The sequence below is a fragment of the Dietzia sp. Alg238-R159 genome (assembly GCF_900537145.1).
GTDB classification, from domain to species: Bacteria; Actinomycetota; Actinomycetes; order Mycobacteriales; family Mycobacteriaceae; genus Dietzia; species Dietzia kunjamensis.
In genome coordinates this window covers 274,794-291,006 of the sequence record NZ_UNRI01000002.1, presented here as the reverse complement: position 1 = coordinate 291,006, position 16,213 = coordinate 274,794, and the positions used below count along the sequence as shown (strand labels likewise).

Sequence of the window (16,213 nt, the reverse complement as noted above, 5' to 3'; positions counted from 1 at the left end):
CGGAAGGATTGTTCAGAGAGGCAGTTCGTAGACGACGTCGGTGTTGGCGACGCCGCCCACGTCGAAGGTCCGGTTTCCCCGGGGCTCGAACCCGTGCTTGTCGTAAAACCTGCGGGCGCGGGTGTTGGCGACGTTCGTGGCCAACCAGATGCTCTGTGCACCCGCGTCCCGGCACCGCCGCGTCACCTCGTCGAGCATCCGCGACGCGATGCCCGCGCCGTGGTGGTCGGGGTGCACATAGAACTTGCTGATCCCCGTCGTCGGGCGGTGGACTATCTGGCGCGCGCAACCCGGATCCATCGCGGTCCCGGCGACGAGCAGCACGTATCCGACGATCGCGCCATCGGCTGAGCGGGCCACCAGTACGTCGTGGTCCGGGGCCTCCAGGTACGCCCTGAACGCGTGCTCGCTGAGGTGCTCGGCGACAAAGACACCGATCACCTGCTCGTCTAACCCGGGTGGGCACGCCAGCGGGAAGGTCAGGGCGGCCAGCTCCGATAGCGGGCCGAGGTCAGCCTCTACGGCCTCGTCGAGTCGCGCGGTCACCCGACCAGCCTAGGGCCACCGTTCGCGCACCCACACGCAGGACAGGTAGAGATGTGCGTCGGTGCTACCTCACCGCGGAACTCGGCTTGTATAGGTACTTCGCCCCGCTGTCCGGCGTAGGATGCCATGATCGTGCTCGTGGGGATCGGGGGATCCTGCGTCCGCGGACAGTGCGGAGAACGCATCGCGAAGGAGATGGAGCAGTGGAATCCCGATCCACCAGGAATGCGTTTCATTTGCGGAGTTGGGGAACGGTGCTCGTCGCGGTCGTCTCCTCGGTGGTGTTCGTTCTGGGAACCCTCATGGGCTACTCCCCGTTCACCGCGTTCCGCCCCGCCGCGGTAGAGACGCCACTCGGCACCCAGGCGCCGTGCATGGACATCGGGATGTCCGGCAACGCGGCCTGGGACCGCATGTCCTCCGACGAGTACGCCCGCGCGAACAGGCTCACCCGAGACCTGGGCATGGGGCGGGTGCGGATAGGCGCCAACTGGGGTGAGATCGAGCGCGCGAGAGGAACGGACGACTGGTCGCCGCTGGACACGAGGGTGCGGCGGGCCCGCGAAGCCGGGGTCACGCCACTACTGGTCATCCAGTCCGTGCCAGATTGGCTAGACGTTCCGACCGGGCCGGTCACGGCCGAGCACCGATCGGTAGCTGGGCTCTACGGCGAGTTCGCCGGGAAGGTAGCAGCGCGGTACGGGGATCAGGTAGATGGATACGAGATCTGGAACGAGCCGAACTTGCACCACTTCTGGCCCAACCCCGATGTCGCCTTCTATTTCGAGATCTTGAAGGCCGCGTACCCCGCGATACGCGCAGCGGATCCCGATGCCACCGTTATCAGCGGTGGCTTGGCACCTGTTGCGGACACCGACAGGTCGATCGCCCCGCTGTCCTTTCTCTCCAGGCTGTACGACATGGGCGGCCGCGAGTATCTGGACGCCGTCGGCATGCACCCCTACTCCTACCCGGAACTGCCGTCCGGGCAGTCCAGGTGGAACACGTTCAGGTCCCTCGATGAAGTCGAGCAACTGATGCGGTCTCACGGGGACGGTGACAAAAAGATCTGGCTCACCGAGTTCGGCGCCCCCACGGGCGGACTCAAGGCGGTCAGCCCGCAGCACCAGGCAGCGATGGTCGTCGAGGCGTTCCAACTCGCCAGAAGTGAGCGGGCACTGGGGCCGATCTTCATCTACACGCTGGTCGACGGCGATGCCCCGCGGACGGACTCGGAATACCATTTCGGCCTCTATTACGAGGACCGACGGCCCAAGCCCGTGGTCGGGGCGCTACAGGAAGCTGTGGCCGACTGCACCTCTACCGAAGACCGCGCTGAAGACCCGGCGCAGTCCCCAGGTGAGGGGCCACCGGGACAATTCCCGGGAGCCGGCGCCGGGGGCGTCGGCTTCGGCTCCTGACCCCCGGGGCGGTCACCTGTTCCGGGTCGGCTGCCTTCCGGCGGCCGCAGTCATATAGCAATCGCGATAGTCCGCGGCCATTCGACCGACAGAAAAGCGTTCCAGGCCCGCGGCCGCCTTCCCGCGCAACTCGGACCGAAGCTGGGGATTGTCAAGCACCCTGACGAGTGCTGATGCGAGAGCCTCCGGCTCCTCGACCGGCACCAGAATCCCTGCGGCACCTTGATCGAGACCTTCTCGAGACCCGTCAGTGTCCGTCGCGACGATCGCAGCGCACGTTTCTCGGGCCTCGAGCAGTGCGAGGGCCAGTCCCTCCCGACGGGACGGGACGGCCACAACGGTCGCCGCCGCGAGAAACGACCCAGGGTCGGTAGAGAGTCCCGGGAAGTGGATGCGGTCGGCGAACTCCGATGAGCGGGCTCGCTGTATGACGTCGGCCCAATCCGCGTTTCCCACGTACCAGAGGTGGGCTCCCGGTCGGGAGCCGGCCAAAGCGATAAAGGCGTCCAGGAGCACGTCGGCCCCCTTACGGTGGGAAACCGCGCCGACCGTCACTATGGACTCGGGGCCGAGAACTGCGCCATCGTCCTCGCTCCGGATCCCGCGTTTCGGTCGCCGGGGCGACGAGACGACGCCGTTGACCACTGTTTCCACGAGAGGTGAGTGCCACCGACGTCTGCGCACGGTCCGTGACACCGACTCGGCGACTCCGATCGTCATGTCAGCCGTGGCCATTAGCACCGACGACCGCTGGTAGACATTGTGCATCGTGGCCACGAGGACGAAGTCGGGAACCCCGGGGCTTCGACGGACCGCTGCCGCGATCGCGCAGGGCGCAGCGGTGTGCGCGTGGACGACGTCCGGTCGGAACTCGCGGACCCACCGCCTCAGCCGACCGAAGGAGCGCGCAGGCCGGTTTCGGAAATCGATGTCCACGTGTCGCACACCATGGGTGACGACCAGCTCGACGAAGCCGCCCCCGCTGGACGCGATGGCGACCTCGTCGCCGCGAGCAGCGCAGTCGATGGCCAGATCGACCGCGACATTGACGATTCCGTTCCCGGTGTCGACGAGTTCGTTGACCAGATGGAGTATCCGCATCGCGGTCAGCGCCGGTCAGCGGACGACGACCGGCGCGGCAGTGACCTCGCCGATCAAGCGGGAGACGTCCGCACGATCAACCCCGCCACTGTCTCGGCCCAACCGTACAGTGATCCTGCGTTCCGACACCGAGATCTCGGCCCCTGCGCACCGAGCATCCCGGGCCAACGCGTTCCGCACGCCCTCCAGTTCGACCCACGAGCCGTTCACCGCCACCCGATCCGAGGATTTTCCGCGGTATTCGATCGCCCCGTCCCGGCGAAGGGCCACGAGAAGGTCCGTGCGGTGCTCACCGCGAGGACTGTGGAGCGTGACCCGGCCCGGCGAGCCGATGACTGACGGGCGACCGAGCGCTGATCGCACCGATATCCCTGACGCCCCGGCGACCCCGGCCGCGGCCGCCAGATCCGCTACAGTGCACGGCTCTCGCCACCCCAGCGGGCTCGGCTCACCTGCCGCAGCGGTTGCCTCCAGCTCCGAATGGAACTTCTCCTCGTCCTCTGTGAGACAGACCAGATCCGCGAGGATTGCGCTGGTGTTCTCCACGATCTGTTCGAGCCACCTCCCCAGGCGGTCGGCGTGCTCCTGACGCGCTTGGGGGCCGTATAAATCCGGATTGAACAGGAATTTCGTCCTTATACCGTTGTCCGGACCCGGGATCATAGTCATGGCGAGGTCATCGATGGGCCCCTGGTCGATGACCTCGAGGCCGCTCTCAAGACTTCCGGCGGTCGAGGGCACCTCGAACGGGATCACATTGATCATCGGACCGTAGATCCGGCCGGTGCGCCATGCCACGGGGAGCTCGGCGCGCAAGGTGTGCGGAGCCTGACGTTGATGGTTTCGCGTGCTGCGGAACGTGGTCTGGAACAGCCGGACCAACTCCGGAAGCGGCGCCGAGTGGTCGACGGTCAGGTGGAGCGGCAACGCACCCATCGACTGCGATGGAGTGATTTTCTCCTCGGGAGCAAACCTCCCTGTCACAGGCAAGCCAACCACCACTGTCGGGTTCTCGACTAGTACCGATACATACCCGATCGCTGCGGCCGCAGCAACATGCGCCCAGTTGACGCCGTCGAGTGTCTCGGCGACCCGGGCGACGAAGTCCGGCGTGAGAACATCGATCATCGAGTGGAGGGGAGCCGGCGGGACGACACGGTCGGCGAAGCTGATCACCTCCGGCGCACCTTCGAGGTGCTGCCTCCAGAACTCCAGGTCAGCAGGGTCCGGCTCCGGCACTACGGCGATCATCTCCGCGATCCGTCCGAACCTGCAGTCAGGAACGTCATTCCCGTTGACGAGTGCGGCGAGGATTTCTCCCACACGGGACCGCAACAGGTTGGCGCCGTAGCCGTCGATCACGACGTGGTGGCACACGAGTAGCCATCCGAACGAATGCTCGCCGAGAACGAACAGGTATGACCGGAAGGGGAGTTCGGGGCCGCTGATCTGGAGCGCCCGTCGGATCTCTCGATCAGCGATAGTCAAGGCGGCGGCTCTCGGATCACCTTCCCCTGTGAGATCGATCCGGGTCATGGGAATCTCCTCGGCGGGATCGAACTGCTGGTACCAGTTGCCGCTCTCGTCGACGCCACACTTCAATAGCAGGGTCTCGCACTCCCGAAGCCCACGGTTGAACGCCTCGACGAGGACCTCTTCGGTCAGGTTCTCCCCGGAGTACCAGACGATCTGCGCCTGGGAGTACGCCGAACTCTGCGGGTCCTGGAGGTGCCCGTCCCGCATTGCCACCTGCGCTGGGGTTAGAGGAAGACGGGGGGACAGGGTCTCGGACATGACACACCTCGGGCTCTGGTCGCCAGAAGGGGTTGGTCCCACCGGCTGTGTGGGGATGGTAACCCCTCAGGGGCCCTGCGGGGAGGGCTACATGGAACAATGTTTATTTGCGGGTGCCGGGCGCTAGGATTTCGCGAGGACCGACGATCCCCGGCATGACCGGGGTGGCGACAACCGCCAGTTCGTCGGAAGGGGGTCCACATATGCCGTCATCAGCAATCGCGGAACGCGGTTCGCACTCGGTCGATTCCTCTAGACCATCGCGCCCTCCGGCCGTCGATCTTCGGCTGCTATTCGGCGCCTACCTCCGGTCGCTCCCGGTGGCACTCGTGGTGGGCGCGATAGTCGGAATCATCGTCGCGTTCTCTTACTCCAGGGCGACGCCCGTCTATTCCGTCGAGACGACGGTGACGGTCGGGACCGCCGCCCGGGCGGAGCGGGATGCCGTCGCCATGGACGCAGTCGCCGCCGGGATGTCCGAGTTCGTCACGGACGAGCGAGCGAAGGAGATCATCGAGGACCGCAGCGGTGAACCGGTAGTACTCGCCGGCAGGCGACCGACCGTTGAGGTGTCCACCGCGACGGTGCCCGGGCTGCTCAAAGTGGTGACCCGGTCCGAATCTGGCTCAGACGCGGCTGCACGGATGGGGACCGCTGTCGTGGAGGCGATGAACACTCGCGCCGGAGAACTCCGCGAACAGTTCCTCGCTCCGGTCGTCGACTCGGCCGACGAGGAGATTGCCGACCTCGAGGACCAGATAGCTGCTCGACGGCAGTCGGACAGAAACGCTGATACATCAGACCTCGCACGGCTCATTCAAGAAGCGCGGTCACGTACGGACACTCTGCGGGCGACCTACCCCACCGCGAATGTTATCGGGCAGGACGTCGGAAGCGGGAACCCAAGCTGGCCCACCCCGCTCCGGTCCGGGGCGGTGGCGGGAATCGTCGTCACCCTGGCGGCGGCGGCGGTACTCGGCGCGGTTCGGCTACGTAGAGGACGCCGAACAGACAAGACCTGGGCGCAGTCGGTGGGGCACCGCTACGGTTCAGTTGTGGACGTCGACGCCGCACCGCCGACCGGGCTACCCGCCTTGACGGAGGCGGCCGTGTCCGCCGTCCTCTCCTCCGGCGGGTCAGCCGTGCTCCTTGGTGACGTCGATCCGATCGTTCCGCCTCCCGATGACCGCTCCGAAGAGCACAGGCTACTCGTGGCCAGCCATGGCGAGCCGTGGTGGCGGGAGGTTGCCGCGTCCGCCGTGGATTTGGGAGTGGTGGTCGTCGACCACGGGTCCCGCAATGGGCGGGCTGCGGAGAAGGCACTAGCCGCTCTGGTCGAGGTCGGTGTACCGACGCGGGTGGTCGTCAGGAAGTCCGAGGCGGCCGGATGAACGCACTGGGAGCCGCCAGCGGGCGCCGGATGCCGAAGGTTGCACTGGTCCACGAGCGTCTGACCGACATCGCCGGCAGCGAACACGTGGTCGAGCAGATGGCCCGAGTCTGGCCGGACGCCCGGATCCATGTCCCGTTCTCGCGCCCGCAGGGCATCCCGAGCGGACTCGGCCCCCGCGTGCGCACCGGTCCGCTGCAGGCGGCGTATCGCATGACCGGCCAGGCCTCGTACGCGCACCTGATGCCGCTCGTCCCCTCGGTGCTGCAGCGGACCGCCATCGATCCCGAGGACACCGATGTGGTGGTGATCAGCCACCACGCGTTCGCGATCTCGGGGGCCGCGGTCGACAGTCCCTCGGTGGCCTACGTCCACAGTCCGGCCCGGTGGGCCTGGGATCAGGCCTTCCGGCACGGGGAGTCCGACTCCCGTGCCGGCCGGGTGGCGCTCGCGGTGTTGGCGGCCAGGGCCAGGGCCAACGAAACCCGCTGGGCGCACCGCCCGCAGATCGTCGTGGCGAACTCGACGGCCGTGCGGGACCGGATTCGAAACTGGTGGGGCCGGGACGCGGAGGTCTTACACCCACCGGTCGACACCGGATACTTCACCCCCGGGGACGCACCCCGTGGTGACTACTTCATCTCGGTGGGCAGATTAGTTCCATATAAGCGGGTCGACCTCGCCGTCGCGGCCGCGGTTGCCGCCGGCGTCCGACTTGTCGTGGTGGGCGAGGGGCGGGACATGGACCGCTGCCGGGCGCGATCAGGGCCCGGCGTGGAGTTTCTCGGACGTCTGCCCCGCTCCGAGATGAGGGACATGCTCCGCGGCGCCCGCGCCCTGGTCATGCCGGGGGAGGAGGATTTCGGGATAGTTCCCGTCGAGGCCATCGCCGCGGGTACGCCGGTCCTTGCGCTGGGTCGTGGTGGCGCCCTCGACACCGTCATTCCGGGTGTCAGCGGAGAACTTGTGAACGGGCGCGGCGACGACGAGGTGATAGCAGCCCTGGCCCGGGCGATGCGCGAGTGGAATGACTCCGACTACGCGACATCAGACCTCGTCGCCTTCGCAGCCGGGTTCTCCGAGGAATCGTTCCGCGGCAGGATCGCCGAGGTGGTCGAGCGGGTCGTCTAACGCTCCAGTATCCGCGGACGCGACGCCGGTTGCCGCCCCGTGACTCGGTCCCGCACCTTTCTGGACGTACTCGCCGCGACCGCGGGGAGCAGCCAGAAGTACGCATCCAGGGGAAAAATCTCCAGATAGGTCGCAAAGAATGCGGCCACGCAAGCAGCAAGCGCGACGGATGCGCCACCGGCCAGGAGCCCGCGTTCGAGGGGATCAGGGGTGTGGGGGATCATCCGGGTGAGCGTGAGAACCATAAGACCTACGATCAATGCATACGCGGCGAGTCCGATCGGCCCGAGTTCGAGCAGAATCTTCATGTAGTTGCTGTCCGGCTGGTATAAGGGGCTGGAGGGGTCGTGGCCCTCCGAGACCTTTGCCGCCGAGGAACCGGTCGTGCCCAGACCTGCTCCGAAGGGCTGGCTCAGCACAAGCGGGATGTTGACCGACCAGTGGCCTCCGCGCTCCTCGAGGCTGCTGCTCGAGACGAAGGTCCTAAGGATGTCCGACCCAGACAGGAAAACGAACGTCAGGACGACGGGGACCGCAACGCAGAAGGTGATGAGCAGCCGCACAAGGAACCGCCGGGACAGCAGGACGCCGACGGCGACGAGCCCCACGGCTACTCCGATATAGCTAGCGCGGACTACCGATAGAAGCATACCGGCGGCGAGCACGGGGAACACGGCGACGAAGAACTTCGATCGGAGCCGGTGAGGTTCCGCGAGAGCCGCGGCGGTGGCCACCACGATGACGAGCATGAGGAACAGACCGAACGGGAAAGGCTGGTTGAACGTCCCGATGCTTCGCATTATCGGCCCGGCACTGCGAATGTGCACGTTCCACTCGTATCCCAGGTCGACCAGCGCGGCCCCGCCGACAAACTGCTGCCAGATCCCGTAGGACGCCGCCACGACACCCGCTCCCAATAGGACCGAGACCAGGCGATCCTTGTCGGCGCGGTCGAACGGGAACATCATCACGATGAGAGGAAGCAGGACGTAGAAGAACGCGATCTTCAACGGGAAGAATGCCAGGACACCGAACGCCGCGATAGCCGACACGGTTCCGATCGGAATGAGCAGGATCAGCGGAATGATCCACGGCGCGACCACGGTGCGGTGCGAACCGACCCGGCGTGCGAAGGGGCAGGCCGCCAGCACGGCGAGGACGGCAGCTTCTTTCCACGAGTTCATCGACAGCGGGGTGATCAACAGGAGTCCGTGGAACGGCAGGAGCCCGGCGATGGCGATAACCCCCCACTGGGGTCGTCTGATCGAGAGCGCGAACAGTGCGATGCAGATCAGCAGAATGACGACCGCGCCACCGATCATGCGTTCACCGCGGGGGGTTGGCGGCGGAGATCCCGAACCGGCGGCCAGGTGCATCGTGGTCGGATCACAGTCGCGAGGAACTTCGCAGGGCTCAGCTCCTCATGCATCGCCAGCCGTGGCTGCGCGAATGGGTCGGTCGCCGGATGACAGCGTCCGTTGGTGAACGAATAACCGCATCGGTACCCGGCGTCCCTGGTCAGTTGTCTTACGTCGGAAGTCTGATGACCGAACGGATAACAGAGGTCCCGCACCTCGCGACCGGCCCAGGCAGACAGGGTCTCGCGGGATCGCCTTAGTTCGTCGAGCGCTTTGGCCGGAGGAATGTCGGGAAGCGACACGTGGGTGGCGGTGTGTCCACAGAGCGCCGCTCCCGAATCGAGGGCCTCGGCGATCTCGACACGCGTCATCGTGCGATCCGCCTCCGGCCACCAGTCGGGATCGACTCCTGTCCGGTCGGTGACGGGCAGCAGCGTCCACGGGATTGACCGTTCGGCCAACCTGGGCATCGCGATTCGATGCACACCGACGATCGCGTCGTCGAACACCACCGCTACCAGTCCGGAAGCGTCGCCGGCGAGCAGGTTGTCGGTGAATTCGGCAAGGGTCACCGGTCGAAGGCCGAGAGCTTGGACCATGTCGAGGTGGCGGAGAAACGTCGATTCACGGACCGCATACGGGTAGACGGCGCGCCGGTCGGGGAGTATGTCGTGGTAGGCGAGCACCAATCCCGAGCGTCCGAAGGCTGTCAGGAGCCCGCTGAGCCGTTCCATCATGACCCCTTCCCATTGCATCCTGAGTCGACGAACCGTCGACCGATGAACGGTGGCAGCACTCGGCCGATGAGTGAAACACCCTCTAGCGAGTCGCTGAGCTCCGCCAGGAGGAGGAATACGAGCAACGAACCGAGGACAACCGGGAGCCACGGCCAAGCCGAGTATGTGATGAGGACGACGGAGGGGGCGACAACCGCAGCAGCCAGAAGCGCCAGACGAACCAGTGGCCCCCACGGGACGACTCCGCGAATCCCGATGCTGCGCTGGACCAGCAGGAGCACCGAAACGAAAACGAGCGCCTCGGTGACGAGAGTGGCTGCGGCCGCGCCCTCGTAGGACCAGCGAGGGATCGCGACGAGGTTCAACGCAACGTTGAGTAGCACGCCCCCGGCGGCCACCCAGGGGAACACGGTCAGCTTTCGAGCGGCGATGAGGGCGACGAGGCCGATGTTCGTCGCGCCGGAGAGCGCGCTGGCCAGCACCAGCAGCTGTGCGGTCCCGGCCGCCTCGACGAACCTCTCTCCGTACAGGAGGCAGACGAAGAAGTCTGCCGTCGGCCAGAAGCCCACCACGGCGAGCAACCCCAGAACGCCGGCGATGATCATGGCCTGTCTCGTCCGTTGGCGAAAGGTCTCGTCGTCGTCGGGCCACGCCCGGACCAGCACCGTCGTGAAGGGTACCGAAATGGTGACGGCGACCATGATCACCAGGTCGGAGAACTTATAACCGATCGCGTACATACCGACCGACTCGAAGGTGTCCAACCTCTGAAGGATGAGGATGTCTACCTTGGTCAACAGCATAATCAGCGCGAACCCAATCGAGATGGGGACGGCCTCACGGAGCATTTCCCCCCAGTACGCCGTCCCCGCGCTGAACACCGGACGAGGTCCGAGCCTGCCCCGTAGAACACCCGCGGCGCGGGCCACGAGGACGGTTAGCTCCTTGGCCAACACCGGGACAATGAACCAGACGAGTGACGGTGCAGTGCGTGCGACTATCAGCACCAATGTCAATTGCACGATGTGGGCTACGGCGTCCCACACAGTGATCGTGACGAGCCGCAGTCTCGCCTGGTACAGCACCATCAGTGCGTTTGCAGGGGTGGCCAGGACCACACCGATCGCTGCGAACGCCACCACCGCGACGAGTTCCGTCGACATTCCCGTGATCGCCGCATAGGCCACCGCGACGGCGAATCCGATGAGACCGAGAACGAACCGCAGCAGGATGAACGACCCCGCCACCCGCCGGGACTCCTCGCACGACGCACCGGTAAGGCGAGCAAGCACAACTCGACCTACACCGAGATCGGTCACCAGGGACAGGACGCCGAGCAGGCCGAAGACGAACGAGTAACGCCCCCAGTCGTCTGGCGACAGGGAACGGGCTATCACCACGCTGCCTGCCCACCCGAGAACCGCCGTGAGGATCCGGCCAGCGACCATCGCGCCCGAGTTGGCGAGCAAGGAACGGCTCTCGCTGTCCGCACCCGGCCCCCGGACGTCCCCCCCGGGGCGATCGTCCAGGGTGCTCTTCGGAGTCATGACCGCGGCGCTGTCGCCGGTCCAGCTCCACCACCGAACACCGCGACCATCCGGGACCGGACCCGTCCCGCGCCGTCCGACGCCCGAGCGGCCCCGCCGCGGACCAGCCCCGCCGCGAGGTCGGCAGCGCCCATCCTCGTCCTGACCCCTCGCGAACCCGATGGAGCTGCTACCAGAGTTCCCACTTCGTACTCGCCGGTCTGCCAGTCGCTCTTATAGCCATTTCTACCGAGGAGGAGATCCACACGGGTGACGCCGAGCTCGTCATGGTTCTCGCAGATCGCTTCGATTAGGTGGTGGCCCGGCCGGCAACGCTTGTGGCGGGGATCGAACCGGGTGAACCACAGTTCCGCAGTCCCATGTGTCGCCAAGGTCGCGACGTGGGCTCCCCATCCGCCACCGAACGTCCCGCCCCAGATGATGAGGTGCCCGGTTTCGGCTTCACGACGTAGGAATTCGTTGGTGAAGCCGCTATAGGGAGGAGCGCATAGATTGAGCCGACTCACCTCCTCCTGTTCTTCCGCCGCCGCGGCCGTCGCGACGATGTCCGGCCATCGCCTGTCGAACTGGGCGGCGGTGCTCACAGTCTCCACTGCCAGTTCGAGCCCCTCCCTGGCGAGTTTGCGCCGGGAGGAGGCCGCCCGGGAGAGCGTGGACTTGCTACGCAGGTCGGACGCCCGGGTGCCCTCAGGCAGTGAGATCACCGGGCAGTAGTCGTCTCCAGTGAAGGTCGCGTCCCACCCTGGATCCGCCCGCACCGCGGCCACCAGCGGTGAATCGGACGGAAGGTGAGTCAGTTCGAGCGCTGCGCCCGAGCGTGCGAGCCCCGAGACTAGATCCGCTAGAGCCGCCTCATCTCGCGCGAGGGATTCCCCGATCGTACCGAGCCCGTGGCCGAGCAGTCGGTAGACCGCCACTCCCAGGCGCCGTCGGCTATGAAGTGGCAGCAGGGCCACCAGCCGGCCGTCCCGGCGCACGGTTGCGAGCCGGAGCGGCCCGCGCCCGAGGTGGCGGTGCCAGGACAACCCGTAGGACGGACGCGAGGCGAACCTCGTACCGACTTCCTCGGCCAGTTTCTGCCATTCGTGCAACAGTCGGTCGTCTACTGCTTCATAGATCCGGAAGCTCATGGCTCGCATTCCTCGGGGAAGGCGTCGACAGCCCTGTGGAGCGCGCAGACGATCGTGTCCGCGGACCGGACGATGTTGTAGTGCTCACGAACGTGCGCGCACCCTGCCTCGCCCATTCTCCGGCGCATCCCCGGGTCGGAGATCAGGGTGTCGAGCGCGCCGACCACCGCGCGTGGATCCGAGCCGTCCACCAGGAGCCCGGTAACGCCGTCGATCACCATCTCTGGAATGGCGCCCGCGGGGTGCGCGATGACCGGAAGCCCGGCGACAGCGGCCTCGAGAACCGCGTTCGGAGCCTGATCGATGATCGACGGAAAACACATGATGTCTGACCCGGCCAACAGTTCCCATAGCCGGTCGTCGCCGGGACGAAGGTCGCGGACGACCCGCAACCCAGGCTCCTCGGCGACGGCGTCGAGCGTGATCAGCAGTAGATCAGCGCGGTCCCGGAGGCATGATCGCCACGCCTCGAGAAGCAGTGTCCCCCCTTTGCGATCCATCGAGGTACCCAGGAAGACCACGGTGGGTCGGCGATCTGGCGGTCGTTTTGGTAGCTCTTTCGTCAAGAACGGAGACCAGATGCCCATCCGCAAGAGGGAGACCGAGTCCGGCGAAAGACCGTAGTCAGGTGAGGTGAGTGACTCGACGACGGGCAATGCGTTGGCCAGGACGTGGTGCGCGGCGTCGAGGACCGGTCGCTCGAATGGAAGAGCGGCCCTGCTGGCCTTGCGGGTGAATCGGGTCGGCGATCGATAAGGGATGCTGAAGGCGTTTCGCAGCCCGGTGCTATCGGTCGTGATGACCGTAGGCACGCGACGCACAATTCTCGTCCCGCCGAGCATCGCGTTCTGGGTGTAGAGGTGAATAGCATCGATGTCACCACGATTCAGCCGCTGCCGGACCCTCTTGTTGATCGCCCACGAGTGGACGAGCTGACCTCGCAGCGGCTGTAGGTCGAGGTCGGCCCGCGCCAGACCCGGCACCGGGGCTCTGAGCACCTTGCCCACGATCCCCGGCCCTTCCGCGTCGAGGAATTCCGCCGCGATATCGTCTCTGTCCGCCAATGCGCGGCGCAGCGCGAGGTGAACGGTGGCATGACCGCCGATGTTCTCGTTGACGAACAAGGCACGCAACGGTCTGTGCTCGCCTCTGACTGTGGGGAGGCCGAGTCGTGACCGCAGGGCGTCGGCTTCCTCTCGTATCAGCCGACGGGCGGCCTCCCGGGTGTCAGGCCTGTACAGGTCGTGATCCCCCTGCGGGCTGGGAATCCGTTCGATGCGTCCCCGATAGCCTCGTCGTCTCAGTCGCCGTAGGCCGGCGTCGCCTCGCTGTGCGACGAAGTGGTCGTCGTCCTGGGGCGTCAGCGCGACGGTAGTGCGGACACCGGCGCGCCACAGTTCGCCGAGGAGGGGCCCGGGCACCTGAGTGATTCCTCTGCGTCCCACTGCCTCCCACGCTGAGTAGGGGAGGAGGCGTCGGAGCAGAGGTTTGAGCCGTGTTCGCGCAGACTTCGTGGCCGCAGGAGACACATTCTCGGCGTCATACCCGAGAGCGCTGAGGAACTCGCGGGTCACGGGCTCGCGGACCCGTGACCATTGGATCATCCCGAACAGCAGCACCGTGCCGGCTCTCGCGCGGATCGCGGACTCCGCTGCCATCCAGGCGCCCGAACAGAGTCCGACCGACAAGGTGGCGCTCGAGGGCAGGCCCCGATCCGCTAGTGCGAGGAAGACCTCGTGGGCATCACGGCGCGATTCATGGGAGTACAGGACCGCGATCTCGCCGCCGTCGACAGTGCCGGCCTCACCGCCGCCCGCCTTGTCAAATCGAAAGCAAACGAGTCCACCGCCTGCGTTCTCGCGGGCGGAGTCGACCCATGCACGCGTCGGCCCCCACGCCGGCTCGAGCGCCGTGCTCTGGAAGACGACGGCGCCCAGTGCTGACTCACCCTCAACGCGCGTGGAGAACAACTGCAAGTCGCTCGAACCTCTGACGGACTCGATCTCCTCCACTATCGGAGAGCCGTCGGGTAAAACGCCGACGACTGCTCGACGCCGGATCAACGGGTGCAGTGTCAGGGTCGTATCGCCTGCGCGGTCGGCCAAGTGTGACACGATCGCGCCGATGTCCGACTCGGGAACGTGGTGTACGAAGGCCGGTGGAGCGGCGAAGAGCTCTGCCCCGACCAGAGAGACCGTCTCCGCTCGGCCGCCACCGATCGATCCGAAGTCCGGGCTCGACAGGACGTCTGGGCGTCCGGCTACGAGGCTGACCGAGTCGCCGTCGGACCACGTGGCGGACTTGAGCCGCTCGGCGGCGGCCCGTGAGAAGTGCCCTCCAAGTACGGACACCCCCGGATCGCACCCTACATCCCCGACACTGAGGCGGAATTTGGTCGTCTGCTCGCGCAGCCAACGCCGCCCCGAGCGCGGAGGGTCCCAATGCACCAGACGGGCATCGAGACCGTGGACCGAGCCGAGTGCGGCATCGGCGACGACACAGCCGGCACGGATCGCCACGAGCGTGACGTCGTTCACCCCCTGCGCCTGCACCATCGCAACGGCCTCGAGGACACCTTCGCGCCACTCGTCCCATGCCGTGTCCGAGAGCTGGTCACCGGTCGACGACCCAGTCCCCGGGTGGTCGTATCGCAGGGTGACGAAGCGCGCCCGGACGAGCTGTTCGGTGAGTCGACGAGCGCCCCGGTAGGTGGTGACCTGTTCGATCCCCAGAGACGGGACGACAATCACCCCCGCCCTGATCTCTCGGTCCGACGGGAACTCGAGGACTCCGAAGAGCGAGCGGTCCTCCGGGCCGAACCAGGTCGCCATCTTCGTGGGAGAGACCGTCATCGGAACAACGTCCGTTGGACCCCGGTGGGCCACTCTTCGTGATCGAACCCATGCTCGGCGAACAGAGCCAGCGTGATTCGTTCCAAGCCGAAGCCCACGCACGCGGTATGCGCGGTGGAGCCGTCCGGGAGGGTGAGGTCGAAGTTTTTTCCGAAGTGATCCTCCGCGAGGTTGCAGGAGGCGATCGCATCAGGCGGATGGGTATTGCCGTAGACGTGCGTGACAATTTCGGTCTTGAGATCGTTATTGAGTTGCTCGTTGGCGAGCAACTTTCCCGCGCGTCCGAAGAACGGATCGTTGGCGGCGACCGGACGGACCTCGAGACCCAACCCGGTCAGTAGGTCGACGGCCCGATCGACCCACGCTGCGCGGAATCGGGCGGCATCTTCGGGCGAGCCTGCCCGGACGAACTCGTGCATACGGAACATCTGCATCCGCATGGGGTCAGTCGACGGCTCGTGGCGGAAACAGAATCCACTGACATCGGCTGCGATCCCCCCTGCCGGAAGCGCCGACGGGATCGCCCCGTAAAGCGGGTGACATGCCGAGGAGACCATCACCGTGTCACCGGGGGAGAGGTGGTGGTCCCATGACCGGCCCTCCGCCCGGTCCGAGAGTAGTTGTCGATGGTCGGAACCCGTCCCGCCGAAGGTGTTGACCACACCCGTCAGGTCGGGGAACGACTCTATGTAGTCGGTCTTCTCGTAGGTATGCCGAGAAAAAACGGGTGGGAAGCGGAAGTACTCGTATCCGGCGCCCCCGGGCGTGAGAGCTCGGGCGTCGTCACCCGCACGGGTGATGGCGTCGTCGACGGCATCGAGTACCAACTCGAATCCCGCCCCCCGGGCATAGAGCCCGTCGACGCCTGCGGGGATGAGCAGTCCGGCGCCTACGAGCCCCTCACGGAACTCGTCTTTCATTCGGGCCAGTGATTCCAGGGTCACGACTCGCCACCTCTCGCCTCGTCACCCGAGGCTGCGTGCACGATGGGACATCGCGCGGAACAAGATGAGAGAATACCCACATGAAGGACGGATAGGGAAGTCCTCACTTCGCATTGCCCCTAATGCCGCGACGCAAGTGAAGTCGGAGGAGCTGGGACTGTTCAAAACTCGCTTCATGAGGGAAACTTCTCCTGGCTGCACGTTCGGTACACGCCTCCCGCGGCGATCCGGCAAGCGCGGCCGGGAGGCGTTCGGAGGAACG

General features: G+C 66.2%; 12 protein-coding genes. 3 read left to right on the top strand and 9 right to left on the bottom strand.

All coding sequences use genetic code 11. From position 1 onward, the window contains the following. Positions 1 to 12 precede the first annotated feature (12 nt). Positions 13 to 546, bottom strand: coding sequence for a GNAT family N-acetyltransferase (locus G6R20_RS06110; RefSeq protein ID WP_096905377.1), 534 nt, complete (start codon positions 544 to 546; stop codon positions 13 to 15). A 374-nt stretch (positions 547 to 920) separates the two neighbouring features. Here G6R20_RS06110 and G6R20_RS06105 point away from each other — a divergent pair, with 374 nt between their 5' ends. Then, positions 921 to 1,967 carry a cellulase family glycosylhydrolase gene (locus tag G6R20_RS06105; RefSeq protein WP_163375833.1) on the top strand — a complete coding sequence of 349 codons (1,047 nt, stop codon included), beginning with the start codon at positions 921 to 923 and terminating at the stop codon, positions 1,965 to 1,967. A gap of 12 nt (positions 1,968 to 1,979) precedes the next feature. Here G6R20_RS06105 and G6R20_RS06100 read toward each other — a convergent pair whose 3' ends face one another. Beyond that, positions 1,980 to 3,068 carry a glycosyltransferase family 4 protein gene (locus G6R20_RS06100; RefSeq protein ID WP_096905379.1) on the bottom strand — a complete coding sequence of 363 codons (1,089 nt, stop codon included), beginning with the start codon at positions 3,066 to 3,068 and terminating at the stop codon, positions 1,980 to 1,982. 15 nt (positions 3,069 to 3,083) lie between these two features. Beyond that, positions 3,084 to 4,862: a condensation domain-containing protein gene (locus tag G6R20_RS06095; RefSeq protein WP_096905380.1), complete on the bottom strand. Its 1,779-nt coding sequence runs from the start codon at positions 4,860 to 4,862 to the stop codon at positions 3,084 to 3,086. A 155-nt stretch (positions 4,863 to 5,017) separates the two neighbouring features. Here G6R20_RS06095 and G6R20_RS06090 point away from each other — a divergent pair, with 155 nt between their 5' ends. Both G6R20_RS06090 and G6R20_RS06085 read left to right on the top strand, forming a co-directional pair. Then, on the top strand, positions 5,018 to 6,253 hold the full coding sequence (locus tag G6R20_RS06090) for a hypothetical protein (protein WP_163375832.1): 1,236 nt from the start codon (positions 5,018 to 5,020) through the stop codon (positions 6,251 to 6,253). A gap of 29 nt (positions 6,254 to 6,282) precedes the next feature. Next, positions 6,283 to 7,383, top strand: coding sequence for a glycosyltransferase (locus G6R20_RS06085; protein WP_163376079.1), 1,101 nt, complete (start codon positions 6,283 to 6,285; stop codon positions 7,381 to 7,383). Here G6R20_RS06085 and G6R20_RS06080 read toward each other — a convergent pair. The 6 genes from G6R20_RS06080 to G6R20_RS06055 form a co-directional block, all read right to left on the bottom strand. Next, positions 7,380 to 8,705: an O-antigen ligase family protein gene (locus tag G6R20_RS06080; protein ID WP_163375831.1), complete on the bottom strand. Its 1,326-nt coding sequence runs from the start codon at positions 8,703 to 8,705 to the stop codon at positions 7,380 to 7,382. The two genes, G6R20_RS06085 and G6R20_RS06080, sit on opposite strands and share 4 nt — an antisense overlap. Then, positions 8,702 to 9,478 carry a polysaccharide deacetylase family protein gene (locus G6R20_RS06075; RefSeq protein ID WP_240341296.1) on the bottom strand — a complete coding sequence of 259 codons (777 nt, stop codon included), beginning with the start codon at positions 9,476 to 9,478 and terminating at the stop codon, positions 8,702 to 8,704. Before G6R20_RS06075 ends, G6R20_RS06080 begins: the two co-directional genes overlap by 4 nt. Further along, positions 9,475 to 10,947 (bottom strand): flippase, encoded by a 1,473-nt coding sequence (locus G6R20_RS06070; RefSeq protein WP_240341295.1) that lies wholly within the window; start codon positions 10,945 to 10,947, stop codon positions 9,475 to 9,477. Before G6R20_RS06070 ends, G6R20_RS06075 begins: the two co-directional genes overlap by 4 nt. A 74-nt stretch (positions 10,948 to 11,021) precedes the next feature. Then, on the bottom strand, positions 11,022 to 12,155 hold the full coding sequence (locus tag G6R20_RS06065; RefSeq protein WP_159981061.1) for a GNAT family N-acetyltransferase: 1,134 nt from the start codon (positions 12,153 to 12,155) through the stop codon (positions 11,022 to 11,024). After that, entirely contained in the window at positions 12,152 to 15,007 is a 2,856-nt protein-coding gene (locus tag G6R20_RS06060) for a glycosyltransferase (protein ID WP_163375829.1), read from the bottom strand. Before G6R20_RS06060 ends, G6R20_RS06065 begins: the two co-directional genes overlap by 4 nt. Continuing rightward, positions 15,004 to 15,951: an amino acid--[acyl-carrier-protein] ligase gene (locus tag G6R20_RS06055; protein ID WP_240341294.1), complete on the bottom strand. Its 948-nt coding sequence runs from the start codon at positions 15,949 to 15,951 to the stop codon at positions 15,004 to 15,006. The genes G6R20_RS06060 and G6R20_RS06055 overlap by 4 nt, the downstream gene beginning before the upstream one ends. Positions 15,952 to 16,213: the final 262 nt, after the last annotated feature.

What these genes read in the sequence shown, in the direction of transcription:
- G6R20_RS06105 (WP_163375833.1), top strand. Translation starts at nt 921, where the DNA reads ATGGACATCGGGATGTCCGGCAACGCGGCCTGGGACCGCATGTCCTCC.
- G6R20_RS06100 (WP_096905379.1), bottom strand. Translation starts at nt 3,068, where the DNA reads ATGCGGATACTCCATCTGGTCAACGAACTCGTCGACACCGGGAACGGA.
- G6R20_RS06095 (WP_096905380.1), bottom strand. Translation starts at nt 4,862, where the DNA reads ATGTCCGAGACCCTGTCCCCCCGTCTTCCTCTAACCCCAGCGCAGGTG.
- G6R20_RS06090 (WP_163375832.1), top strand. Translation starts at nt 5,018, where the DNA reads ATGACCGGGGTGGCGACAACCGCCAGTTCGTCGGAAGGGGGTCCACAT.
- G6R20_RS06085 (WP_163376079.1), top strand. Translation starts at nt 6,283, where the DNA reads ATGCCGAAGGTTGCACTGGTCCACGAGCGTCTGACCGACATCGCCGGC.
- G6R20_RS06080 (WP_163375831.1), bottom strand. Translation starts at nt 8,705, where the DNA reads ATGATCGGTGGCGCGGTCGTCATTCTGCTGATCTGCATCGCACTGTTC.
- G6R20_RS06075 (WP_240341296.1), bottom strand. Translation starts at nt 9,478, where the DNA reads ATGATGGAACGGCTCAGCGGGCTCCTGACAGCCTTCGGACGCTCGGGA.
- G6R20_RS06065 (WP_159981061.1), bottom strand. Translation starts at nt 12,155, where the DNA reads ATGAGCTTCCGGATCTATGAAGCAGTAGACGACCGACTGTTGCACGAA.
- G6R20_RS06060 (WP_163375829.1), bottom strand. Translation starts at nt 15,007, where the DNA reads ATGACGGTCTCTCCCACGAAGATGGCGACCTGGTTCGGCCCGGAGGAC.